The sequence below is a fragment of the Streptomyces yokosukanensis genome (genome assembly GCF_001514035.1).
GTDB lineage: Bacteria > Actinomycetota > Actinomycetes > Streptomycetales > Streptomycetaceae > Streptomyces > Streptomyces yokosukanensis.
This window is the reverse complement of the sequence record NZ_KQ948218.1, coordinates 1-23462: the sequence shown is the minus strand read 5'-3', so window position 1 is coordinate 23462 and position 23462 is coordinate 1. Positions and strand designations below refer to the sequence as shown.

15 protein-coding genes are annotated in these 23462 nt (G+C 72.8%); 12 read left to right on the top strand and 3 right to left on the bottom strand.

What is annotated here, in order from left to right:
• The first annotated feature begins 4 nt into the window (after positions 1–4).
• Positions 5–2869, top strand: a complete 2865-nt coding sequence (locus AQI95_RS29280) for an AfsR/SARP family transcriptional regulator (protein WP_067130398.1) — start codon at positions 5–7, stop codon at positions 2867–2869.
• 88 nt (positions 2870–2957) lie between these two features.
• Positions 2958–3500, top strand: a complete 543-nt coding sequence (locus AQI95_RS29275) for an ester cyclase (RefSeq protein ID WP_067130395.1) — start codon at positions 2958–2960, stop codon at positions 3498–3500.
• A gap of 27 nt (positions 3501–3527) precedes the next feature.
• Here the strand turns inward: AQI95_RS29275 and AQI95_RS29270 are convergent, their stop codons facing one another.
• Positions 3528–5390, bottom strand: coding sequence for an ABC transporter ATP-binding protein (locus AQI95_RS29270; protein ID WP_067130392.1), 1863 nt, complete (start codon positions 5388–5390; stop codon positions 3528–3530).
• A complete protein-coding gene (locus AQI95_RS29265) occupies positions 5387–7204 on the bottom strand; it encodes an ABC transporter ATP-binding protein (RefSeq protein ID WP_067131010.1) in 1818 nt (605 codons plus the stop codon). The genes AQI95_RS29270 and AQI95_RS29265 overlap by 4 nt, the downstream gene beginning before the upstream one ends.
• Before the next feature lie 203 nt (positions 7205–7407).
• Here AQI95_RS29265 and AQI95_RS29260 point away from each other — a divergent pair, with 203 nt between their 5' ends.
• The 9 genes from AQI95_RS29260 to AQI95_RS29220 all read left to right on the top strand — a co-directional run bounded on the left by AQI95_RS29260 (position 7408) and on the right by AQI95_RS29220 (position 19536).
• Positions 7408–8316 carry an ABC transporter ATP-binding protein gene (locus tag AQI95_RS29260; protein ID WP_067130389.1) on the top strand — a complete coding sequence of 303 codons (909 nt, stop codon included), beginning with the start codon at positions 7408–7410 and terminating at the stop codon, positions 8314–8316.
• The gene (locus AQI95_RS29255; protein ID WP_067130386.1) at positions 8313–9047 is read left to right on the top strand and encodes an ABC transporter permease; all 735 of its coding nucleotides are present in this window, start codon (positions 8313–8315) and stop codon (positions 9045–9047) included. Before AQI95_RS29260 ends, AQI95_RS29255 begins: the two co-directional genes overlap by 4 nt.
• 25 nt (positions 9048–9072) lie before the next feature.
• Positions 9073–10323: a sensor histidine kinase gene (locus AQI95_RS29250; RefSeq protein ID WP_067130383.1), complete on the top strand. Its 1251-nt coding sequence runs from the start codon at positions 9073–9075 to the stop codon at positions 10321–10323.
• Entirely contained in the window at positions 10313–10957 is a 645-nt protein-coding gene (locus tag AQI95_RS29245) for a response regulator (protein WP_067130380.1), read from the top strand. Before AQI95_RS29250 ends, AQI95_RS29245 begins: the two co-directional genes overlap by 11 nt.
• Positions 10958–11044: 87 nt before the next feature.
• Complete coding sequence (locus tag AQI95_RS29240; RefSeq protein ID WP_067130377.1) at positions 11045–12811, top strand: ABC transporter transmembrane domain-containing protein; 1767 nt, start codon at positions 11045–11047, stop codon at positions 12809–12811.
• Complete coding sequence (locus AQI95_RS29235; protein WP_067130374.1) at positions 12808–14604, top strand: ABC transporter ATP-binding protein; 1797 nt, start codon at positions 12808–12810, stop codon at positions 14602–14604. The genes AQI95_RS29240 and AQI95_RS29235 overlap by 4 nt, the downstream gene beginning before the upstream one ends.
• Positions 14605–15009: 405 nt before the next feature.
• Positions 15010–17064 (top strand): M4 family metallopeptidase, encoded by a 2055-nt coding sequence (locus AQI95_RS29230; protein WP_067130371.1) that lies wholly within the window; start codon positions 15010–15012, stop codon positions 17062–17064.
• Positions 17065–17302: 238 nt separating this feature from the next.
• Entirely contained in the window at positions 17303–18943 is a 1641-nt protein-coding gene (locus tag AQI95_RS29225) for a M4 family metallopeptidase (RefSeq protein ID WP_067130368.1), read from the top strand.
• A 71-nt stretch (positions 18944–19014) separates the two neighbouring features.
• Entirely contained in the window at positions 19015–19536 is a 522-nt protein-coding gene (locus AQI95_RS29220; protein WP_067130365.1) for a DUF1990 domain-containing protein, read from the top strand.
• A 49-nt stretch (positions 19537–19585) separates the two neighbouring features.
• On the opposite strand, the gene glgP is transcribed toward AQI95_RS29220, so the two are convergent.
• A complete protein-coding gene (gene glgP, locus AQI95_RS29215; protein WP_067130362.1) occupies positions 19586–22204 on the bottom strand; it encodes an alpha-glucan family phosphorylase in 2619 nt (872 codons plus the stop codon).
• Positions 22205–22547: 343 nt separating this feature from the next.
• On the opposite strand from glgP, the gene AQI95_RS29210 reads away from it, so the two are divergent.
• A partial coding sequence (locus tag AQI95_RS29210) for a maltotransferase domain-containing protein (protein ID WP_159056605.1) occupies positions 22548–23462 on the top strand: 915 nt, incomplete at its 3' end.

Genomic DNA, 23462 nt, shown 5'->3' with positions numbered 1-23462 from the left:
GTTGGTGATCTTCTGCCGGGTTCTCGGCCCGATCGACGTAGAGATCGACGGTGTCAGGGCCGAACTCGGCGGCCCTGTTCCACGCCGGCTGCTGGCGGCGCTCGCGGCCGGTGCGGGAGCGCCGGTCTCGCTCGCGGCGCTGGCCGAAGCGGTCTGGGACACCGAGCTGACCGCCGAGGTCACCAGCGCGATCCGGGTCGTGGTGCACCGCCTGCGCAGCGCGCTCGGCCCGCGCGGACGCGGATGCCTGGAGTCGGCTCCGCGGGGCTATCGGCTCGCGCTGGCGCCCGAGGCGACCGACCACGGCCTGTTCGAGCAGCGGGTGGCACGCGGCAGCGGGCAGCTGACCGGCGACGACCCCCGCGGCGCGGTGCGGACGCTGGAGTCGGCGTTGGCCCTGTGGCGCGGACGCCCCTGGGCGGAACTGGGTGAGTCCCTGCACGTGTCCGGCCAGCGGGCACGGATGGTGGAGCTGCGGGAGATCGCGGTGGAGGAGCTGCAGGCCGCGCGGCTGGCCCGTGGCGACACCGCTCGCGCCGTCGCGGCGCTGAGCCAGGCGGTGATCGAGGCCCCGTACCGCGAACGGCGATGGGAACTGCTCGCCCTGGGCCTGTACCGCAGCGGCAGACAAGGGCACGCGCTGGCGGAGCTGCGGCGCGTACGGGGGCTGCTGGTCGGCGAGTTGGGCACCGAACCGGGCCCGGCGCTGCGGGCGTTGGAGCGGCGCATGCTCGTGCACGATCCGAGTCTGCTGATCGTGCCGGAACCGGCGCCGCCGGACGAACCGCGAGCGGCGGACCCGGCGCGGCGGGCCACGGTCCCCCGGCCCTTGACGCAGCTGATCGGGCGCGCCCGGGAGCTGTCGGCGCTGGCCGCGGCGCTCGGCACGTCCCGGCTGGTGACGGTCACCGGGCCCGCGGGGGTGGGCAAGACCCGGCTCGCCGTGGAGCATGCCGCCGACCGCGCCGACGCCCGGCTGGTGCGACTGGCCGACATCCGCGGCGCCGAGGCGATCGGCCCCGCGATCGCCTCGGCCCTCGGTGTGACGCGGCCGTCCGGTGATCCGCTCACCGCCGTCGCCCATGTGCTCGGCGACCGGCGCCGGCTGCTGGTGCTGGACAACTGCGAGCACCTCACGGACGCGCTCGCCGATGTCGTCCTGCCGCTGCTGGCGCGGTGTCCCGGGCTGCGGATCCTGACGACCAGCCGCTGGGCGTCGGGGCTGGACGGCGAGCGGGTGCTCGCGCTGGCGCCGCTGCCGATCGACGGCGAAGCCGGTTCGGCGGTGGACCTTCTGTTCGACCGCGTGCGGGCGGTGCGGGCGGGCTGGGCACCCACCGCACGGGACACGGCCGCGGCCACCGCCATCTGCGCCGCCCTCGACGGGCTGCCCCTGGCGATCGAACTGGCCGCCGCGCGGGCACGGTCGTTCGGCCTGGCCGATATCGCGACGCATGTGCGGGAACGGTTCGACGGCCTCGGCGCACCCGCCCGCGGCTCGGTGTCCCCCCATGACTCGCTGGTGGCCGCCATCGCCTGGAGCGTGGAGCAACTTCCGGACGCGGAGCGTGCGTTCCTGCTGCGGCTGTGGCCGTTCGACGGCGGATTCCCGTGGCAGGCGGCCTCGGCGGTGCGCCCGGCCGGCGCGGACGGTGCGGTGTTCGCGGGCCTTGCGGCACTGGTCGACCGGTCCGTGCTCACCGCGGACGTGTCCGGCGAGCCTGTGCGCTACCGCCTGCTGGAGACCGTCCGCAGGTACTGCCGCGACATCGACGCCGACCGCGCCGGCACACTGCGAGCCCACGCGGCCTGGGTGCGCTCCTTCGTCGTCGACCAGACGTCGCTGTTCGCCGGAGCGCGGTTCAGCGAGGCGGTACGGACGCTGGCGGGCGAACTGGCCAACATCCACGCGGGCATCGCCCACGACCTGGAGCACGCGCCCGCGCAGGCCCTGCGGACCACGGGTGCGTTGCGCTATCTGTGGGCGGCGCACGCCGGGCAGGTGCCCGAGGGGCGGCAACTGCTGCGACGGGCCCTCGACGCGTGTCCCGACGCACCCGTCGCCGATCGTGCGGCCGCCCTGATCGGGTTGGCGCTCGCCTGCGGCCACATGGGTGAGCCCGACGCCGCGCTTCGTGCCGCCGATGCCGCGCTCGCGCTGCTCGACGACGAGGATCCGGCGCACGACGATCTGCTGCTGGAGGCGCACATGCGGCGCTGCAACTCCCTGGCCGACCTGGACGCCGGCGAGCGACTGCGCGGTGCGGCACTGGCCTTCAAGGCGGCCTGCGACCGCCGGGATCCACCGGGTTTCCTGCGTGCGTCGACGCTGTGGGGCATCGCCCTGGTCCACTTTCAGGACGGGGACATGCCGGCCGTCGTCGAGACCCTGACCCGGGCGCACGGGATCGCCACGCGCTGCGGGTTCACCTCGGGGGAAGCCATCAGCGATCTGCAGCTGGCCTGGTATCTGCTGGCCGATGCGGCGGGGGTCGAGCCGGGCGCGCTGCGGGCCCTCGATCTCCTGCTGCGCGCGGTGGACGTGTTCGAACGGCAGCCGAACGGCTCCGACGAACTCGCCGCACTCCACGCGGGCGTGTTCGCCCTGGCTCTGCTCGGAGCTCCCGACGCCGCGGCGAGGCTGCACAGCGCGGTCGCCCACCACGCCGAACGCGGCGGCACCCGTCCGGACCGCTACCTGCGCTTCGCCGGGCCCGGCCTGGAGCAGCGGATGGCCCGGCTGCTCGCGTCCCTGCCTCCGGTCCGAAGCGGTCCCCTGGCCTGGGACGAGATGGTCGCGCTGTTCACCGACGCGGCCACCGCGCTGTCCGCGAGCCGTGCACAGACCCAGGGCGCCCGCGCTCTGTAAGCCGGCTGAAATGCCGTCCGATCACAGTGGAGAACGCGCCGCCCGACCGGGGGGCGCGCGCGGACCCGGGCGAGAACAGGACGTCACGATGACCGAACCCCAGCTCACCGCACGCGACATCGCGATCCGCTGCGTACGGATGATGGGCGAGGGCGACGGCCTCGCCGCTTTCGAGGCGCTCATCCACCCCGATGCCGTCAACCGCGAGAGCCGGGCCGAGCCGCCGGCGGCGCGGGGCCGCGGACCGAGGGCCTTCCACGCCAGTGCGCTGTGGCTGCGCGCCGCCTACTCCGACCTGCGTTGGACGATCGACGAGGCGGTGGTGGAAGGCGACCTCGTGGTCCTGCACACCACCATGTCGGCCCGCCACACCGGCACGTTCGTCACCTACGACGAGAACGCCCGGCCCACCGGGGCGTTCCCCGCGACCGGGAAGACCTTCTCCGTCACCCAGACACACTGGTGCCGCGTCGCCGACGGGCGGCTGATCGAGCACTGGGCCAACCGCGACGACCTCGGCCAGGCCGTCCAGCTGGGCTGGGTGCCGCCCACGCCCTGGTACGTGCTGCGCATGCGGCTGGCCGTCCGCCGGGCCCGCCGCGGCCGGGCGGACCGAAGCGAGCCCTCGTGAAGCGGCGCGGCACGTCCGCGCCGAACCTCAGGCCAGACTGTCCCGCCAGGCCCGGTGCAGCCGGGCGAACTTGCCGGTGCCCGCGATGAGTTCGTCGGGGCGGCCGTCCTCGACGATGCGGCCCTGCTCCATCACCAGCACCCGGTCCGCGATCTCGACCGTCGACAGCCGGTGCGCGATCACCACCGCCGTACGGCCGCGCAGCACCGTCGCCATCGCCCGCTGCACGGCCCGCTCGCCGGGGATGTCCAGCGAGCTGGTCGCCTCGTCGAGGATCAGCACCGCCGGGTCGGCGAGCAACGCGCGTGCGAAGGCGACCAGTTGGCGCTGTCCGGCCGAGATGCGCCCGCCGCGCTTGCGGACGTCGGTGTCGTAGCCGTCGGGCAGCGCGCCGATGAACTCGTGCGCGCCGATCGCCTTCGCCGCCCGCTCGATCTCCTCACGGGTCGCGTCGGGCCGGCCGATGGCGATGTTGTCCGCGACCGTGCCGGAGAACAGGAACGCCTCCTGGGTCACCATCACCACCCCGCGCCGCAGTTCCGGCACGGACAGCTCGCGCACGTCGACCCCGTCGAGCAGCACCCGGCCGTCGGAGGGGTCGTAGAAGCGGGCGAGGAGCTTGGCGAGGGTGGACTTGCCGGCGCCCGTGGCGCCGACCACGGCGACCGTCTGCCCGGCCGGGAGGGTCAGATCGAAGCGGGGCAGTACCTCACCGCCCGTGCGGTAGCCGAACCGGACCCCGTCGAAGACGACCTCACGGCCCGGGAGGTCTCCCTTCCGCGGCGGGAGTCCGCGCGGCACCGACGGCTCCGGCACGGACGGGGTCTGCGCCAGCAGCCCGGCGATCTTCTCCAGCGAGGCGGCGGCCGACTGGTAGGAGTTCAGGAAGATCCCCAGCCGGTCGATCGGGTCGTACAGCCGGCGCAGGTACAGCACGGCCGCCGCCAGTACGCCCAGCTCCAGCGAGCCGGTCGCCACCTGGTAGGCACCCCACAGCACGATCCCGGCGACGGCCGTGTTGGCCACCAGCCGGGAGCCCACCACATAGCGGGCCATCTCCAGCAGGGCGTCGCCGTTGGTGCGTTCGTGGCGTCCGTTGAGCACGGCGAACTCGGCGTCGTTCGCGGCCTCCCGCCGGAAGGCGCGCACCGGCCGGATGCCGTTCATCGTCTCCACGAACTTGACGATCACCGCCGCGATAGCCGTGGACCGCGCCCGGTACACCCGACCCGCCCGCCGCTGGTAGAGCCGGACCAGCAGATACAGCGGGACGAAGGAGGCCACCGCGAGCGCGCCGAGGCCGAGATCCAGCCACAGCAGCATCGCCGAGATGTAGACGAAGGACAGTACGACGGTGACCAGTTCCTGCAGACCCTCGTCGAGCAGCTCCCGCAGCGACTCGACGTCCGTCGTGGAGCGGGAGATCAGCCGTCCCGAGGTGTAGCGCTCGTGGAAGTCGACGCTCAGCGCCTGTGCGTGCCGGAAGATCCGGCCCCGCAGCTCCAGCAGCACGTCCTGGCTGACCCGGGCGGAGGTCTCGATGAAGGCGAACTGCAGCCCTCCGGAGAGCAGCGCGCTGACCAGGCAGCCGACGGCGACCGCGATCAGCGGGCCGTGCCGGTGGTCCCGGAAGGCCGGTACGGCGGTGTCGATGGCGTACGCCACCAGCAGCGGGCTCACCTGCACCGCCGCCTGCTGGAGGAGCAGCAGGGCGGTGGTCAGCGCGGCTCGGGCCTTCAGGGGCGCGAGCAGGGAGCGCAGCAGGGCGAGCGTGGCGCCGGGCGGAGCGGGCAGTACGTCCCGGTCGAACACGTCGCCGCCCTCGCCCGCTCGGGGCGGACCGGGGAGTTCGTCGTCGGCGGTGGGCGTCGAGGTGGCCGTGGTGGTCAACGGGAGTCCTCCCTGTCCCTGGAGTCTCCGGACATCAGATGCGCGTACTCGGCGTTGGTGCGCAGCAGTTCCTGGTGGGTGCCGACGGCGGCGATCCGGCCGCCCGAGAGCAGGGCGACCCGGTCGGCGAGCAGCACCGTGGACGGCCGGTGGGCCACGATCAGCGCGGTGGTGTCGGCGAGGACCTGCCGCAGCGCGGCCTCCACGGCGGCCTCCGTGTGCACGTCCAGGGCGGAGAGGGGGTCGTCCAGCACCAGGAACTGCGGTGTGCCGACCACCGCGCGGGCCAGCGCGAGGCGCTGGCGCTGGCCGCCGGAGAGGCTGAGGCCCTGCTCGCCGACGCGGGTGTCGGTGCCCTGCGGCAGGGCGTGGGCGAAGTCGGCCTGGGCCACGGCCAGTGCGCGGTCGAGGTCCGCCGCTCCGGCGTCGGCCGAGGCGCCCATGAGGACGTTCTCGCCGATGCTCGTGGAGAACAGCGTGGGTTCCTCGAAGGCGACGGCCACCTTGGCGCGCAGTTCCTCGCGCGGCATCGCGGCGATGTCCACGCCGTCGAGCGTGATCCGGCCCGAGGTGACCTCGTGCAGCCGGGGGACGAGCGCGGTGAGCGTCGTCTTCCCGCTGCCCGTGGCGCCGACCAGGGCCATGGACTCGCCGGGGCGTATGTGGAGGTCTATGCGGTGCAGGAGGGGCGGGGAGTCGGGGGACGCGTCGGGGTAGCGGAACCGGACGTGCTCGAAGCGGAGTCCGGCGTCGCCGCCGATCGGGGGCCGGGTCGCCCGCCCGTGCGCGGGGGGTGCCGCCGGGACGGGCACCGGGTCGGCTTCCGGCTCCTCGTCCAACGCCTCGAAGTATCGTTCCGTCGCCGTGGCCGCCTCCTGGCTCATCGCCAGCAGGAAGCCGATCGAGTCCACCGGCCACCGCAGCGCGAGTGCCGTGCTCAGAAAGGCCACCAGGGTCCCCGCGCTCAGGGCGTCGGAGGCGACCCGCGCCACGCCCAGCACCAGCGCCGCCCCGATCGCCAGCTCCGGCAGGGTCACGATGACCCCCCAGATCGACGCGAGCAGCCGCGCCTTGCGCAGTTCGGTGCCGCGCAGGGTGACGGACAGGGCGCGGAACGCCCGCGCCTGGCTGCGGTGGCGGCCGAAGCCCTTGATGACTCGGATGCCGAGCACGCTCTCCTCGACGACCGTCGTCAGGTCGCCGACCTGGTCCTGCGCGCGCCGGGCCACCTCGGCGTAGCGCCGCTCGAAGACCGCGCAGGTCCACATCACGGGGATCGCGGGAGCGAGGATGATCAACCCCAGCGTCCAGTCCTGCAGCAGCATGATCATCACGCCGACGAGAATGGTGACCCCGTTGACCAGCAGGAACGTCAGCGGGAAGGCGAGGAACTGACGCAGCAGCATCAGATCGGTGGTGCCCCGGGACAGCAGCTGGCCCGAGGCCCAGCGGTCGTGGAAGGCGACGGGCAGCCGCTGCAGACGGCCGTAGAGACGCGCCCGCATCTCCGCCTCGACGTGCGACAGCGGACGGGCCACCAGCCAGCGCCGTACGCCGAACAGGACCGCCTCGGCGATGCCGAGGAGGAGCAGATACAGCGCGCCCAGCCAGACGCCCGCCGGGTCCCGGTGGGCGACCGGGCCGTCCACGATCCACTTGAGGACGAGCGGGATCACCAGCCCGGTGCAGGAGGCGACGATCGCGATGAACGCGGCCGTGAACAGGCGCGCCCGCACGGGGCGGACGAACGGCCACAGCCGCAGCAGGGTGCGGACGGTGGAGCGGTCCTCGGTGGTTGCACGTGTCGTGGCCATCACCGCGAGCGTACGGACCGGCACCGACATCGCCCACCGAGTTTCGGCCGGACCCTCCTGCGCCCTTGGTCCTACGACCTGCCCGTCCGGGGGGCGTACACGGTGTCGCGAGGAGTCGTAGCCCGGCATCAACCGATCGGACGATGCCGCTTCGAGCGGGTCGGCCGATGTGGCGGACCCCGCCCGACCGGGATTCTCGACGCATGCCATCCGTCATCGAAGTCACCGATCTGCGCAAGTCGTACGGCGGCCGGGCCGTCGTCGACGGCGTCTCCTTCACCGTCGAGGAGGGCGAGATCTTCGGGATCCTCGGCCCGAACGGCGCCGGGAAGACGACCACCGTGGAGTGCGTCGAGGGGCTGCGGGTCCCCGACACCGGCCGTGTCCGGGTCGCCGGCCTCGACCCCGTCGCCGACCACGACGAGGTCGCGAGGATCCTCGGCGCCCAGCTCCAGCAGAGCGAACTGCAGGCCAAACTCACCGTGCGGGAGGCGCTGGAGCTGTACGCCGCCTTCTACCCGAACCCGGCCGACTGGCAACCGCTGGCCGAACGCCTGGGCCTCACGGCGAAGCTCGGCACCCGGTTCGGCAAACTCTCCGGCGGGCAGCAGCAGCGCCTGTTCATCGCGCTGGCGCTCATCGGCGCTCCCCGCGTCGTGGTGCTGGACGAGCTGACCACCGGCCTCGACCCGCGCGCCCGCCGCGACACCTGGCAGCTCATCGAGGACGTCCGGGCGAGCGGTGTCACCGTGCTGCTCGTCACCCACTTCATGGAGGAGGCGCAGCGGCTCTGCGACCGCATCGCGGTCATCGACAAGGGGCGGGTCGCGGCGCTGGACACCCCGACCGGGCTCATCCGGCGCTCCGCCGGCGCCACCGTCGCCTCCTTCACACCGTCCGCCCCGCTGGACGAGCGGGAGCTGTCCGGACTGCCCGCGCTCGCCTCCGTCGAGCGCAAGGGCGACCGGATCACCCTCACCGGCACCGACGAGACGGTCGACGCCGTCATCTCGCTGCTCGCCCGCCACCACGTCACCGCCCACCAGTTGCGTGTGACCGACGCCACCCTCGACGACGCGTTCCTCGACCTGACCAAGGAGGCCACGGCATGAACACCGCCGTCCTGCGCACCGAGTTCCGTCTGTTCCGCCGCGAACCCGCGGCCGTCTTCTGGATCTTCCTGTTCCCGACGCTGCTGCTGGTGATCCTCGGCTCGATCCCCTCGTTCCGCGAGGCCGACGCGTCCATGGGCGGGCTGCGGCCGATCGACGCCTATGTGCCGGTGGCGGTGCTGATCGCCCTGATCATGTCCGGGGTGCAGGCGCTGCCGCAGGCCCTGACCGGCTACCGGGAGCGGGGCATCCTGCGCCGGATGTCCACCACCCCGGTACGGCCCTCCGCCCTGCTGTCGGCGCAGATGGCCGTGCAGGGCGTGGTCGCCGTGGCCTCGGCGCTGCTCGCGCTCGTGGTCGGCCGGCTCGCCTTCGACGTGACCCTGCCCCGGCAGCCAGCCGGCTATCTGCTCGGCCTGCTGCTCGCGGCAGCGGCCGCGCTCGCCCTCGGCAGCGTCGTCTCGGCGCTGTCCCGGACCACGAAGATCGCGAGCGCGATCGGATCGGCGGTGTTCTTCCCGATGATGTTCTGCGCGGGTGTCTGGCTGCCGGTCCGGTCCATGCCGCACGCCCTGGCCCGGGTGGTCCAGCTCACCCCGTTCGGCGCGGCGGCCCGCGCCCTGGACCAGGCGGCCGCCGGGAACTGGCCCGGCTGGACGCACCTGGGCGTGCTCGCGCTGTGGACGGTGCTGCTGACGGCGGGGGCGGCGCGCTGGTTCCGGTGGGAGTGAGCGAGCCGTGCCGGAGACTGGTGGCATGACGAACGCCGCACCACTGCATCCCCGGGCCTCCTTCAACACCTGGGGACCCTGGGCGCTGCTGGCCACCGGGACCGTCGCGGCGGCGATCTCCGCCCGCGCGGTCGGCATGGACCGGCCCGGCCTGATCGTCTCCGCCGTACTCGTGCCCGCGGGTGTCGTGCTGCAGCTGTACTGGGGAAGGGTGAAGCGGAAGCGGCCGGGCCCGAGCCGGACCGGTGTCGTCCTCTACGTGCTGCGCTGGGCCATCGCCTTCATTCTGACCTGGGCCAACCCGTTCTTCGCCTTCTACGCCGCGACCGGTTACTACACCGCCGGCATCGACCTGCCCCGCCGCCTGGTGCTGCCCGGTCTCGTCCTGACCGCCGTCACCATGGCCGGCAGCGAGATCGGCGGCTGGCCGCCGCACGGGCTGACCCTGTGGCTCGGCTTCTTCCTCGTCCTGCTCGTCAACGTCGTCATGGTCACCGTGTTCACCCGGTACGCCGTGCAGGAGCAGAGCCGCGCCGTCGCCCAGGCCGACACCATCGCCGAACTGGGCCGCACCAACACGGCGTTGCAGCAGGCCCTCGACGAGAACGCCGCCCTGCACGCCCAGCTCCTCGTCCAGGCGCGGGAGGCCGGCGTCGCCGACGAGCGCCGCCGGCTCGCCGCCGAGATCCACGACACCATCGCGCAGGGCCTGACCGGGATCATCGCCCAGCTCCAGGTGGTGGCGAACGCCCCCGACCTCGACACCGCCCGCACCCATCTGGAGCGCGCCTCCTCCCTGGCCCGGCACAGCCTCGGCGAGGCCCGCCGCTCGGTGCACAACCTCGCCCCGGTCGCCCTCGCCACCGACGGGCTGCCGCAGGCGCTGAGGAAGACGGTCGCCGAGTGGGGGGAACGCACCGGGGTGCGCGCCGAGTTCACGGTCACCGGCACCGCCGAGCAACTGCACGACGAGGTCTCGGCGACCCTGCTGCGCATCGCCCAGGAGGCCCTGTCCAACGCGGCCCGGCACGCCCGGCCGACCCGTGTCGGGGTGACCCTGTCCTTCATGGGCGACGAGGTCTCGCTGGACATCCGCGACGACGGCACCGGCTTCGACCCGGCCGCCGTACCCGAACGCACCCGAGGTGGGGGCTTCGGCCTGGACGGCATGCGGGCCCGCGCCGAGCGCATCGCCGGCTCCCTCGCCCTCGAGTCGGAGCCTGGGCACGGGGCGGCGGTGTCGGCTCGCGTACCGTTGGTGCGCGATGACCGCTGACACCACCATCTCCCTGCTGATCGTCGACGACCACCCGGTCGTCCGCGACGGCCTGCGCGGCATGTTCGAGTCCGCCCCCGGCTTCACCGTGCTCGGCGAGGCCGCGAACGGGGTGGAGGCGGTCGACCGGGCCGCGGCCCTGGACCCGGACGTGATCCTCATGGACCTGCGGATGCCCGGCGGTTCCGGTGTGGACGCCATCCGCGAGCTGACCCGGCGCGGCGCCCGCGCCAAAGTGCTGGTCCTCACCACGTACGACACCGACTCCGACACCCTGCCCGCGATCGAGGCGGGCGCGACCGGCTATCTCCTCAAGGACGCCCCGCGCGACGAGCTGTTCACCGCCGTCCGCGCCGCCGCCGACGGCCGTACGGTCCTCTCCCCGGCCGTCGCCTCCCGCCTGGTGCACGCGGTGCGCACCCCGCGGCAGCCCGGCGCCGAGCCGCTGTCCGCACGCGAGCGCGAGGTGCTGGTCCTGGTCGCCAGGGGCACCTCGAACCGCGAGATCGCACGCGAACTTTTCATCAGCGAGGCCACCGTCAAGACCCACCTCACCCACCTGTACGCCAAGCTCCGCGTGAACGACCGTGCGGCGGCGGTGGCGGCGGGGTACGACCGGGGGATCCTGGGCTGAGCGGGGCTCCGGTATTTCGATGGAGCCGGCGTCCGGGGCCCCGATAGGTTCGATGACTCGCAGCGGGCCGAGCCGACCGGGGGACGGATGATCGACGCGTACGAGGAACCTGGCACGCCCGACACTCGCGGCGGCTGGCGCTATCTGTGGTGGCTGGTGCGGTGCCAGCCGGGCCGCGCGGTGACCGGGGCGCTGCTCGGCAGTGTGTGGATGGTGCTGCTGGCCGCGCAGCCGTATCTGATGGCGCGGGCCGTGGACGACGGGCTGGTGCCGGGACGGCTCGGGGTGCTGGCCGGGTGGGCCGCGGCGATGTTCGTGCTCGGGTCGGTCAACGCCTGGGTGAGCATCATGCGGCACCGCACGATGACCCGGGTGCGGATGGACGCCAACTTCCGCACGGTGAAGGTGGTGATGGGCCAGGTCGTACGGCTCGGGGCCGCGCTGCCGCGCCGGGCGGGGGCCGGTGAGGTGGTGACGATCGGGGTCGGCGACGTACAGACCATCGCGCAGGCGCTGACCGTGGTCGGACCCGGCACCGGCTCGGCCGTCGTCTATGTGGTGGTGGCCGGGGTGCTGCTCACGATCTCGGTGCCGCTCGCCGCCGTCGTGGTGCTCGGACTGCCGGTGATCGCGCTGGTCACCGGGCCGCTGACGGTGCGGCTGCAGCGCGAGGTGAGCACCTACCGGGAGCGGCAGGGCGTGCTGACCGCGCGCATCGGCGACCTCGCCGGCGGACTGCGCGTCCTCAACGGGCTCGGCGGCAAGGGGCTGTTCGCGGACGCCTTCCGCGCGGACTCGCAGCGGCTGCGGGCACAGGGCTACCGGGTGGGCGCGGTGACCGGCTGGGTGCAGGCGCTCGGCGTGGGCCTGCCCACCCTCTTCCTGGCCGTGGTGACCTGGCTGGCGGCCCGACTCGCGGCCCAAGGGGCCATCAGCATCGGCCAGTTGGTGTCGGTGTACGGCTATGTGGCGATGCTGGTGGGGCCGGTGGCCTTCTTCGTGGAGGCGACCTACGAACTGAACCGGGGCGTGGTGGCCGCGCGCCGGGTCGTACGCCTGCTGCGGCTGGAGCCGGAACCGGACGACGGCACGCGGCAGGCGCCCGAGCGGCCGGCCGAGCTGCACGATCCGGCGTCCGGGGTGCGGGTGGTGCCGGGCCGGCTGACCGCACTGGCCGCCGCCCGGCCCGCCGAGGCTGTCGCCGTGGTCGACCGGCTCGGCCGCTTCGGACCGACCGACGCCACCTGGGGCGGGGTACGGCTGGACGCGGTGCCGCTCGCACAGGTGCGCGCGCGGATCCGGGTCGCGGACAACGAGGCCGACCTGTTCGCCGGACCGCTGCGGGAGGTCGTGGCCGCCGAGCGCACCCCGGACGAGTCGGCGCTCTCCGGTGCGCTGCACGCTGCCGCTGCCGAGGACGTCGTGCGCGGGCTGCCGGACGGGCCGGACGGGGCGGTGGCCGGGCAGGGCCGCAGCCTCTCGGGCGGGCAGCGGCAACGGGTGCGGCTGGTGCGGGCGTTGCTCGCCGACCCCGAGGTGCTGCTCGCCGTGGAGCCGACCTCGGCGCTGGACGCGCACACCGAGGCGGCGGTGGCGCGGCGGCTGCGGGAGGCCCGGGAGGGCCGTACGACGGTGGTGGTGTCCACCTCGCCGCTGGTGCTGGACCGCGCGGACACGGTCGTGTTCCTGGTGGACGGGAAGATCGCGGCGAGCGGACCGCACCGTCGGCTGCTGGCGGCGGAGCCGGGCTACCGGGCGCTCGTGGCCCGGGACACGGAACGGGACATGGAACGGGACGCGGAACCGGACACGGAAGCCGACGGGGAGCGGGACGCGGAAGGGATCGCGCGGTGACCGCGGGCGAGGGGCTGCTGCCGGTCGCGGACCGGGGCCGGGTGCGGCGGGCAGCGCTGCGGCTGGTGCGGGCCGACAAGCGGGCGTTCGCCGCCGCGCTGCTGCTGAACGCCCTGGCGGCGGGGGCCGGGCTGGTCGGGCCGTGGCTGGTCGGACGCATCGTCGACGAGGTGCGGGCCGGGCAGGGGGTCGGCGCGGTGGACCGGCTCGCACCGTGGATCCTGGTGTGCGCGCTGGCGCAACTGCTGCTGGCCCGCTGGGCGCGCGCCGTGGGCTACCGGTTCGGGGAGCGGACGCTGGCCCGGGTGCGCGAGGAGTACGTCGAGCGGGTGCTGGCGCTGCCCGCGTCCGCGGTGGAGCGGGCCGGCACCGGCGATCTGACGGCGCGCGGCACGGCGGACGTGGCGATCGTCGGCACCACGCTGCGCGACGTCGGCCCGGAGCTGCTGGTCAACACCGTGCAGGCGCTGTTCGTACTGGTCGCGGTGTTCGCGCTCGACCCGGTGCTCGGGGCGTTCGGGCTGCTGGGGCTCGCCCCGATCTGGCTGGCGTTGCGCTGGTATCTGCGCCGGGCCCGGGACGGCTATCTCGCGGAGGGCGCGGCCACGTCCGAGGTCGCGGAGATCCTCGCCGCCACGGCGGCCGGGGCCCGGACCGTCGAGGCGTTCGGGCTGCGCCGCCGCCGCATCGCGGCGAGCCGGGACGCGCTGGAGAAGTCCCGCCATACCCGCTTCTACACGCTGTTCCTGCGGACGGTGTTCTTCCCCGCGGTCGAGGTGACGTACACCGTGCCCGTGGCGGGCGTGCTGCTGCTCGGCGGGTGGCTGCACGAGCGCGGCGCGATCGGGGTCGGCGCGGTGGTGACCGCGGCGCTGTACCTGCGGCAGTTCACCGAGCCGCTGGACCAGATCCTGATGCACGTGGAGCAACTGCAGAGCAGCAGCGCCTCGTTCGCACGCGTGGAGGGGCTGGCGCAGACGCCCGGCAAGGAGGGCTCAGGACCGGCGCGAGGGCCCCGCGAGGAGAGTGCGACCGGCGCGCCGGTCCCGGTGGACGACCGGATCGACGTGCGCGGGGTGCGGTACGCCTACGAGCGCGGCGGCGAGGTGCTGCGCGGGGTGGATCTGACGGTGCGGCCCGGGGAACGGCTCGCGGTGGTGGGGCCTTCCGGCGCCGGGAAGACGACGCTCAGCCGGCTGCTCGCGGGCATCGACCGGCCCGGCAGCGGCACGGTGACCGTGGGCGGGGTGCCGGTCGCCGCGCTGGCGCCGGAGCTGCTGCGCCGCCAGGTCGTCCTGGTCACGCAGGAGCACCATGTCTTCCTGGGCTCGGTCCGCGACAACCTGCTGATCGCCGAACCGGAGGCGGCGGACGCCGACCTGTGGGCGGCGCTCGCGGCGGTCGGGGCCGACGAGTGGGTGCGCGACCTGCCGGCCGGCCTCGACACCCGGCTGGGCGAGGGCGGCTGCTCCACCGACGGCTCCCAGGCCCAGCAACTCGCCCTGGCCCGAGTGGTGCTGGCCGACCCGCACACCCTGATCCTGGACGAGGCGACCGCCCTGCTGGACCCGGCGACGGCCCGGCACACCGAGCGCGCGCTCGCCGCCGTCCTCCAGGGCCGTACGGTCATCGCCATCGCCCACCGCCTGCACACGGCCCACGACGCCGACCGGGTCGCGGTGATGGAGGACGGCCGCCTGACGGAACTGGGCACGCACGAGGACCTGGTGACGGCCGACGGCGCCTACGCCGCCCTGTGGCGGACCTGGCACGGCGACACCGCCGAGCCGTGACAACCGTCGGCTTCCCTGCCACCGGCCGCCCCGGCCGCCGAGACACCGGCGGCCGGGGCATCGAACCGGACAACCGCGGTCGTGCGTGCGGCGGATGGCGGGATCGGCGCCCAGGGCGGCCGCCCTGGTGAGGGCACCTCCTCCCCCGGTGACCGGTTCGCATATCGAACATGAACATCCGGTCAACGGAGCATTTCCGGCCAAGTTTGTGACGCGGTCCTGACAGGTGCACTGATCCCCTGTCACTCTTCCCAGGCCGACTCACAGCAACCCCACAGACCTACCCGCTGTGCCGAGCGGCCTGCACGTGGTTCCGCGTAACGCCCTGTTCTGCCCGGACGTCCCAAACCCACCGTCCGGTCTCCCCTGGCCGCGCGACCCGCGGTCATGCAGAAGGAGTCAGTGTTGAGAAGCAGTTCCTCTCGCGGACGCACCTCCCACACAGCACAGCGCCGCACGGCGCACCGCCGCACCGCCACCGTCGCCCTCGCCGGCGTCGCCGCCCTGATCGCCGTCGCCGTCCAGTCGGGCGCGGCCAGTGCCACGCCCGCGAAGCCGCAGCCCGGCAAGATGAACCCGGCCCACGCGGCGGTCCGGCTCACCCCCTCCCAGCGCGTCGAGCTGATACGCCACGCCGACGCCACGAAGGCCGCCACCGCCCGCTCGCTCGGCCTCGGCGCCAAGGAGAAGCTGGTCGTCAAGGACATCGTCAAGGACGCCGACGGCACGCTGCACACCCGCTACGAGCGCACCTACGCGGGCCTTCCGGTCCTCGGCGGCGACCTCGTCGTCACCACCCGGTCCAACAAGACGATGGACGTCATCAAGGCCGACGGCGCCACGCTGAAGGTCGCCGGGCTCACCCCGGCCGTGTCGAAGGCCGCGGCGGAGAAGCAGGCCGTGCAGCGGGCCAAGGCCCGCGGCGGCAGCAAGTCGGCGGCCGACTCCGTGCGCAAGGTGATCTGGGCCGGCTCCGGCAAGCCCGTCCTCGCCTACGAGACGGTCGTGGGCGGTCTGCAGGACGACGGCACCCCGAACCAGCTGCACGTCGTCACCGACGCCACCACCGGCAAGAAGCTCTACGAGTACCAGGGCATCGAGACCGGGGTCGGCAAGACCCGGTACAGCGGGCAGGTGAACCTGACCACGACCCAGTCGGGTTCGACGTACACGCTGACCGACGGGGCGCGCGGCGGCCACAAGACGTACAACCTCAACCACGGCTCCTCGGGCACCGGGACGCTGTTCTCGCAGAACAACGACACCTGGGGCGACGGCACCAACACCAACGCCGCGACCGCGGGCGCGGACGCCCACTACGGCGCGCAGGAGACCTGGGACTTCTACAAGAACACCTTCGGCCGCAGCGGCATCAGGAACGACGGCGTCGGCGCCTACTCGCGCGTCCACTACGGCAACTCGTACGTGAACGCCTTCTGGGACGACAGCTGCTTCTGCATGACCTACGGCGACGGCTCCGGCAACAACGACCCGCTGACCGCCATCGACGTCGCGGGCCACGAGATGAGCCACGGCGTCACCTCCAACACCGCGGGCCTGGAGTACAGCGACGAGTCCGGCGGCCTGAACGAGGCCACCAGCGACATCATGGGCACGGGCGTGGAGTTCTACGCCAACAACAGCTCCGACCCCGGTGACTACCTCATCGGCGAGAAGATCAACATCAACGGCGACGGCACCCCGCTGCGCTACATGGACAAGCCCAGCAAGGACGGCGGCTCCGCCGACAGCTGGTACTCCGGCGTCGGGGGCCTCGACGTGCACTACTCGTCCGGTGTCGCCAACCACTTCTTCTACCTCCTCTCGGAAGGCAGTGGCGCCAAGGTGATCAACGGCGTCAGCTACGACTCGCCGACGGCGGACGGGCTTCCGGTCACCGGCATCGGCCGGGACAAGGCGCTGCAGATCTGGTACCGGGCGCTGACCACCAAGTTCACCTCCACCACGAACTACGCCGACGCCCGCACCGGCACCCTCGCGGCGGCCGGCGAGCTGTACGGCACCTCCGGCGCCGAGTACAAGGCGGTGCAGGACGCGTGGGCGGGCGTGGCGGTCGGCTCGCGCTCCGACGGCGGCGGTGGCGGCACCGGTACGACGTACGAGAGCCACACCCAGGTGGCCATCCCGGACAACGGGCCCGCCGTCACCTCCGGCATCACGGTCTCCGGCCGGAGCGGAAACGCGCCCGCCAACCTCCAGGCGAGCGTCGACATCACGCACACCTGGCGCGGTGACCTGGTGATCGACCTCGTCGGCCCGTCGGGCAAGGCCTACCGGCTGAAGGACTTCAGCTCCTCGGACTCGGCGGACAACGTCAAGCAGACCTTCACGGTCAACGCCGCCGCCGAACCGGCCAACGGCACCTGGACGTTGCGGGTGCAGGATCAGGCCACGTACGACACCGGAACGATCAATGGATGGAAGCTGACGTTCCCGTAAATCAGCCACTACAAGCCCGGAATTCGGGCGCCGTCCGAGGGTCCGGCACCCTCGGACGGCGCCTGTTAACACAACCGCAACGTTTCTCAGACAGTCGAGTTTCGGCCAACATCACTTCAGGGCCCTGACATGTACGCGCCCTTAATGCCACTCTTCCTTCACCCGCCGCAGAGCTTCACCACACAACTCCGGCCAGTAACCCCACGCTGACCGGACTCCCCCACGAGAAGGAGCTTGCGTGAGCCCCCTCTATGCGCGTCACAAGCGCACCACTCTGGCCATCGCCACCGCCGTTGCCGCCGGAGCCCTCCTCTCCACCGGTCTGGCCACCAGCGCGACCGCCGCCGCCAAGACCCCCGGTGCCGCCCCGGTCTCCCTGTCTGCGGCCGCCCACACCTCCCTGATACAGAAGGCCCAGGCCGACGCCGCCGCGACGGCGCAGCAGATAGGCCTCGGCGCCAAGGAGAAGCTGGTCGTCAAGGACGTCGTCAAGGACGTCGACGGCACCGTCCACACCCGCTACGAGCGCACCTACGCGGGCCTCCCGGTCCTCGGCGGCGACCTCGTCGTGCACACCGCCAAGTCGGGCAAGACCGAAGGCGTCACCAGAGCGACCAAGGCGACCATCAAGGTGGCCTCGCTCAAGCCGCAGCTCTCCGCCGCCAAGGCCGAGCAGCAGGCGGTCTCCGCCGCCAAGACCCTCGGCTCCGCCAAGTCCTCCGCGAACGGCGCCCGCAAGGTGATCTGGGCCGGCTCGGGCAAGCCCGTCCTCGCCTACGAGACGATCGTCGGCGGTCTGCAGGACGACGGCACCCCGAACCAGCTGCACGTCATCACCGACGCCGCCACCGGCAAGAAGCTCTTCCAGTACCAGGGCATCGAGAACGCGACCGGCACCGGCAAGACGCTGTACTCGGGCACGGTCAGCCTGAGCACCACGCAGTCGGGCTCGTCGTACAACCTGACCGACGCCTCCCGCGGCGGTCACAAGACCTACAACCTGGCCCGCAAGACGTCCGGCAAGGGCACCCTGGTCAGCAACTCGACCAACACCTTCGGCACCGGCACCGCCTCCACGTCCTCCAGCGACCAGACGGCCGCCGCCGACGCCGCCTACGGCGCGCAGGAGACCTGGGACTTCTACAAGAGCGTCTTCGGCCGCAGCGGCATCAAGAACGACGGTGTCGGCGCCTACTCCCGCGTCCACTACGGCAGCAGCTATGTCAACGCCTTCTGGGACGACAGCTGCTTCTGCATGACCTACGGCGACGGCTCCGGCAACAAGGACCCGCTGACCTCTCTGGACGTGGCCGGCCACGAGATGAGCCACGGTGTCACGGCCAACACCGCCGGCCTGGACTACAGCGGTGAGTCCGGCGGCCTGAACGAGGCCACCAGCGACATCATGGGCACCGGCGTGGAGTTCTACGCCAACAACTCGTCCGACAAGGGTGACTACCTCATCGGCGAGAAGATCAACATCAACGGCGACGGCACCCCGCTGCGCTACATGGACAAGCCCAGCAAGGACGGCGGCTCCGCCGACTCCTGGTCCTCCTCCGTCGGCGACCTGGACGTCCACTACTCGTCCGGTGTCGCGAACCACTTCTTCTACCTCCTCTCGGAGGGCAGCGGCGCCAAGGTGATCAACGGGGTCTCGTACAACTCCCCGACCTCCAACGGCTCCACGGTCACCGGCATCGGCCGGGACAAGGCGCTGCAGATCTGGTACAAGGCGCTGACGACGTACTTCACGTCGACGACCGACTACTCGGGCGCCCGCTCGGGCACCCTGAAGGCGGCGTCCGACCTGTACGGCGCCAGCAGCACCGAGTACAAGACGGTTGCGGCGGCCTGGTCCGCGGTCAACGTCAGCTGACGTAGGCGCGGTCGACGCAGGGCGGCACCCGGGAGGCAGGCTTCCCGGGTGCCGCCCTACCCTTGTGACCCATGTCCTCGGCGCCCTTCACCTACGAGCCGGTCGGCGCGACCCGCGACGATCTGACGTACTGCCCGCCCGGCTTCCACCCGATGCTCGTCCGCACCCGTCTCGGCGAAGGCCACAAGGTCTTCCAACGGGCGGCCGAAGCTGTCCTCACCTGGGAGATGCACCGCGCCCTCGGCGTGGGCATCGACGCCGGCGCCGACCGCGCGGCCCCCGGTGTCGACGTCACGGTCACCCTGGCCGCCCTGATCAAGGCCCCCTGCCGCATCCTCTGGACCGCCGAGGAACCCCGGCGGGCCGGCTGGGCCTACGGCACCCTGGAAGGCCACCCCGAGTGCGGCGAGGAGGCCTTCGTGGTCGACCGCACGGGCGACGGCACGGTGTGGCTGACGGTCGCGGCCTTCAGCAAGGGAGCCAAGTGGTACGCCCGTGCCGGCGGCCCCGCGACCCGAGGCCTCCAGCACGCCTACGCCCGCCGGTGCGGGACGGTGCTGCGCAAGCTGTGCGAGGGCCTGTCCGAGGTGTGAGCCGAGCCCCGCTCGCACCCCGGCGCCCGGCCCTCGCCGCGCACGTCCCTCACCGCAACAGCACCCCCGCCCCCGCCACCACCTCCTCCGGCGGCAGCGCCACCAGGCCCGGTTCCGCGCTCGACGCCAGCAGGCGGTGGGTGGGCAGGATGCGGACCGTGTAGCCGTAGGGGCCGGTGCGGTCCAGGGCGAGGGGGCCCTCGTACAGCAGCCGGCCCTCCAGATCCGGGGTGCCGGCCGGCTTCAGGGGGACGACGGTCGCGTCGGTGATGCGGTCCTCGGCGTCCACCCGCCCCGACACCGCCTGCACCTCCACGTCCTCCGGGGTCAGCTCGCCGAGGGCCACCCGGACCCTGAGGCCCACCGTCGTGCCCAGCTCGGCCGTGGCCGTCGTCGCCGTCGTCTCGACATGGTCGACGCTCACCACGGGCCAGGCCGCCCGCACCCGCGCCTTCCACACGGCCAGTTCCCGTGCCGCGTCGGGGGTCAGCGCGCGGTGTGCCTGCGCGGCGGGGACGTACAGGCGCTCGACGTACTCGCGGACCATGCGGCCGGCCAGCACCTTGGGGCCGAGCAGGGTGAGGGTCTGGCGGACCATCTGGATCCAGCGGTCGGGCAGTCCGGCCCGGCCTCGTTCGTAGAAGCGGGGAGTGACCCGCTGTTCGAGGAGGTCGTACAGCGCGGCCGCCTCGATGTCGTCGCGGCGGTCGGGGTCGGTGCCCGCGCCGTCGGCGGTCGGCACGGCCCAGCCGAAGTCCGGCTGGAACCATTCGTCCCACCAGCCGTCCAGGACCGAGAGGTTCAGACAGCCGTTCAGCGCCGCCTTCATACCGCTCGTACCACAGGCCTCCAGCGGGCGCAGCGGGTTGTTCAGCCAGACGTCGCAGCCGGGATAGAGCTTCTGCGCCATCGCCATGCCGTAGTCGGGCAGGAACACGATCCGGTGCCGGACCCGCGGGTCGTCGGCGAAGCGGACCAGTTCCTGGACGAGGCGCTTGCCGCCGTCGTCCGCCGGGTGCGCCTTGCCCGCGACGACGATCTGGATCGGGCGCTCCGGATGCAGCAGCAGTTCCATCAGGCGGTCGCGGTCGCGCAGCATCAGGGTCAGGCGCTTGTACGACGGCACCCGGCGCGCGAAGCCGATCGTCAGGACGTCGGGGTCCAGCACGCCGTCGATCCATCCCAACTCGGCGTTCCCCGCGCCCCGTTGGCGCCAGGAGGCGCGCAGCCGCTCGCGCACCTCGAACACCAGCTGCTCACGCAGTGTGCGGCGCAGATCCCAGATCTCCTGGTCCTCGATCTCCGCGACCGAGTCCCAGCGCTCGGAGCCGCCGACGGTCAGCGCGTCCTCGGCCCGCTCGGAGCCGACCTGCCGGGCCCCGAGCCGCAGCACCTCGGGGGCGACCCAGGTCGGCGCGTGCACCCCGTTGGTCACGGAGGTGATCGGCACCTCCTCGGCGTCGAATCCCGGCCACAGCCCGGCGAACATCTCCCGGCTGACCTGCCCGTGCAGCAGCGACACCCCGTTGGCCCGCTGGGCCAGCCGGAGCCCCATCACGGCCATGTTGAACAGGTTCGGCTCGCCGCCCGGGTAGGTCTCCATGCCGAGGCGCAGGATGCGGTCCACCTCGATGACGGGAAGCTCGGCGTCCGCCCCGAAGTGCCGGGCGACCAGCTCCCGGTCGAAGCGGTCGATGCCGGCCGGGACGGGGGTGTGGGTGGTGAAGACCGTACCGCCGCGCACGGCCTCCAGCGCCGAGTCGAAGTCCAGTCCGTGCTCGCACAGTTCGGCGATCCGCTCCAGGCCGAGGAGGCCCGCATGCCCCTCGTTGGTGTGGAACACCTCCGGCCGCGGGTGCCCGGTGAGCCGGCAGTACGTCCGCACGGCCCGCACACCTCCTATGCCCAGCAGCATCTCCTGCAGCAGCCGGTGCTCGCTGCCGCCGCCGTAGAGCCGGTCGGTCACCCCGCGCTCGCCGAGGTCGTTCTCCTCCACGTCCGAGTCGAGCAGCAGCAGCGGCACCCGGCCGACCTGCGCCAGCCAGATCCGGGCGTGCAGCGCCCTGCCGCCGGGCAGCGCGAGGGAGACCTGGGCGAGGGTGCCGTCGGCCTCCTTCAGCCGGGTGAGCGGCAGCTCGTTGGGGTCGAGCACCGGGTAGTGCTCCTGCTGCCAGCCGTCGCGGGACAGGCTCTGCCGGAAGTAGCCGTGCCGGTACAGCAGCCCGACCCCGATCAGCGGTACGCCGAGGTCGCTGGCCGCCTTCAGATGGTCGCCGGCGAGGATGCCCAGGCCGCCCGAGTACTGGGGCAGCGCGGCCGTGATGCCGAACTCCGGGGAGAAGTAGGCGACGGCGGCGGGCAGCCCGTCCGCCCGCCCCTGGTACCAGCGGTCCCCGGTCAGATAGTCGTCGAGGTCGTCGGCGACCGCGGTCAGCCGGCGCAGGAACCGCCGGTCCCCGGCCAGCTCGGCCAGCCGCTGCGGCCGCACCCGGCCCAGTATCCGCACGGGGTCGCCCCCGGCGGCGTCCCAGGCCTCGGGATCGACGGACTGGAACAGATCGCGCGTTTCCGCATGCCAGGACCAGCGCAGATTGCGCGCCAGGTCGCTCAGCGGCCGGAGGGGTTCGGGGAGAACGGGACGGACGGTGAACCGACGGATCGCCTTCACATTCCACCTCGGACGCGTTACGGGGTGAGACGCACGCGGCCGTACGTCTCGTCGTCATCCTCGACGGTAGTGGTTACCCGGGCGTCGGTGGGGACCTGCCGGACGGGGGTGTCGGGGGCGTGCGGCGGCGGTCCGGGGGCATCCGGAAAGGGAGAGCCGGAAAGGGGCCGGTCTTGTGGGTGGACATACGCGTGAGTAGTTAACAAAGTTCCGGATTGCCCACCCGAAAAGGATGGGAAGGCTCCTCCGGTACACACCCCACAGGCGTCCCACAGCACCTCCGCAGGACCCACCTCCCCATATCCCTCCGCCCATAGCCACGTTGACGCGGACAGGAGCGGTCATGCCCGCCACGCACCACTCGTCAGCACCCCCGACCAGCAGCAAGACCCCGGCAGCGGCAGAGACGGAACCGGCCAGGAAGAAACCGGCGAAGAAGACAGCAGCGAAGAAGACAGCGGCGAAGAAGACCGTGGCGAAGACAGCGGCGAAGAAGACGGCCGCGGCGGGCAGGAAGGCCGTGCGGCCCGCCGCCGACGCACCCGGTCGGCCCGGCCTCGGCCGCATCCCCGTCCTCGACGTACGCCCCGTGGTCCAGCAGGGGCGCAGGCCGGCCAAATCGGTGACCGGTGAGCCGTTCGAGGTGTCCGCCACCGTCTTCCGTGAGGGCCACGACGCCGTCGCGGCGAACGTGGTGCTGCGCGATCCGGCCGGCCGGCCCGGTCCCTGGACACCGATGCGCGAACTCGCCCCGGGCACCGACCGCTGGGGCGCCACGGTCACCGCGGGCGAGCCGGGCCGCTGGACCTACACGGTCGAGGCCTGGTCCGACCCGGTCGCCACCTGGCGGCACCACGCCCGTATCAAGATCCCGGCGGGCATCGACACCGAGCTGGTCCTTCAGGAGGGCGCCGGACTGTACGAGCGTGCGGCCGCCGCGGTGCCTGATGGGGAGCGGCCGATCCTGCGGGAGGCGGTCGCGGCCCTGCGGGACGAGGGCCGCCCGGCCGCCTGGCGTCTCGCGGCGGCGCTGGCGCCGGAGGTGGAGGCGCTGCTGGCCCGTCATCCGTTGCGGGAGCTGGTCACGGCCTCCGATGCGATGCCGCTGCTGGTCGAGCGCGAACGCGCCCTGTACGGCTCCTGGTACGAGTTCTTCCCCCGCTCGGAGGGCACCGCCGAGCAGCCGCACGGCACCTTCCGCACGGCCGTGCACCGGCTCGGACCCATCGCGGACATGGGCTTCGACGTCGTCTACCTC

Bases quoted from the DNA above. Each gene is read 5' to 3' on its own strand.
- AQI95_RS29260 (WP_067130389.1), top strand. From the start codon at position 7,408: ATGCCATCCGTCATCGAAGTCACCGATCTGCGCAAGTCGTACGGCGGC.
- AQI95_RS29240 (WP_067130377.1), top strand. From the start codon at position 11,045: ATGATCGACGCGTACGAGGAACCTGGCACGCCCGACACTCGCGGCGGC.
- AQI95_RS29275 (WP_067130395.1), top strand. From the start codon at position 2,958: ATGACCGAACCCCAGCTCACCGCACGCGACATCGCGATCCGCTGCGTA.
- AQI95_RS29255 (WP_067130386.1), top strand. From the start codon at position 8,313: ATGAACACCGCCGTCCTGCGCACCGAGTTCCGTCTGTTCCGCCGCGAA.
- AQI95_RS29265 (WP_067131010.1), bottom strand. From the start codon at position 7,204: ATGGCCACGACACGTGCAACCACCGAGGACCGCTCCACCGTCCGCACC.
- AQI95_RS29245 (WP_067130380.1), top strand. From the start codon at position 10,313: ATGACCGCTGACACCACCATCTCCCTGCTGATCGTCGACGACCACCCG.
- AQI95_RS29220 (WP_067130365.1), top strand. From the start codon at position 19,015: ATGTCCTCGGCGCCCTTCACCTACGAGCCGGTCGGCGCGACCCGCGAC.
- AQI95_RS29250 (WP_067130383.1), top strand. From the start codon at position 9,073: ATGACGAACGCCGCACCACTGCATCCCCGGGCCTCCTTCAACACCTGG.